Below are 1,056 nucleotides of genomic sequence, written 5' to 3' on the forward strand. Positions count from 1 at the left end.
AGTTCCGGGTAGGCAGTTCGCTCCAAGCTGGACTGTATGCACGAACCCCCCGTTCAGTCCGACCGCTGCGCCTTATCCGGTAACTATCGTCTTGAGTCCAACCCGGAAAGACATGCAAAAGCACCACTGGCAGCAGCCACTGGTAATTGATTTAGAGGAGTTAGTCTTGAAGTCATGCGCCGGTTAAGGCTAAACTGAAAGGACAAGTTTTGGTGACTGCGCTCCTCCAAGCCAGTTACCTCGGTTCAAAGAGTTGGTAGCTCAGAGAACCTTCGAAAAACCGCCCTGCAAGGCGGTTTTTTCGTTTTCAGAGCAAGAGATTACGCGCAGACCAAAACGATCTCAAGAAGATCATCTTATTAATCAGATAAAATATTTCTAGATTTCAGTGCAATTTATCTCTTCAAATGTAGCACCTGAAGTCAGCCCCATACGATATAAGTTGTAATTCTCATGTTTGACAGCTTATCATCGATAAGCTTTAATGCGGTAGTTTATCACAGTTAAATTGCTAACGCAGTCAGGCACCGTGTATGAAATCTAACAATGCGCTCATCGTCATCCTCGGCACCGTCACCCTGGATGCTGTACAATTGACGACGACAAGGGCCCGGGCAAACTAGTAATCAGACGCGGTCGTTCACTTGTTCAGCAACCAGATCAAAAGCCATTGACTCAGCAAGGGTTGACCGTATAATTCACGCGATTACACCGCATTGCGGTATCAACGCGCCCTTAGCTCAGTTGGATAGAGCAACGACCTTCTAAGTCGTGGGCCGCAGGTTCGAATCCTGCAGGGCGCGCCATTACAATTCAATCAGTTACGCCTTCTTTATATCCTCCAGCCATGGCCTTGAAATGGCGTTAGTCATGAAATATAGACCGCCATCGAGTACCCCTTGTACCCTTAACTCTTCCTGATACGTAAATAATGATTTGGTGGCCCTTGCTGGACTTGAACCAGCGACCAAGCGATTATGAGTCGCCTGCTCTAACCACTGAGCTAAAGGGCCTTGAGTGTGCAATAACAATACTTATAAACCACGCAATAAACAT

Annotated in this window: 2 tRNA genes; one reads left to right on the plus strand and one right to left on the minus strand. The window is 47.1% G+C overall.

What is annotated here, in order from left to right:
* Positions 1-729: 729 nt before the first annotated feature.
* Positions 730-806, plus strand: a tRNA-Arg gene (locus tag V5P19_RS22910).
* Between the two features lie 131 nt (positions 807-937).
* Here V5P19_RS22910 and V5P19_RS22915 read toward each other — a convergent pair.
* Positions 938-1,013, minus strand: a tRNA-Ile gene (locus tag V5P19_RS22915).
* Positions 1,014-1,056 lie beyond the last annotated feature (43 nt).

The sequence above is a fragment of the Enterobacter sp. UNJFSC 003 genome (genome assembly GCF_036903355.1).
GTDB lineage: Bacteria > Pseudomonadota > Gammaproteobacteria > Enterobacterales > Enterobacteriaceae > Enterobacter.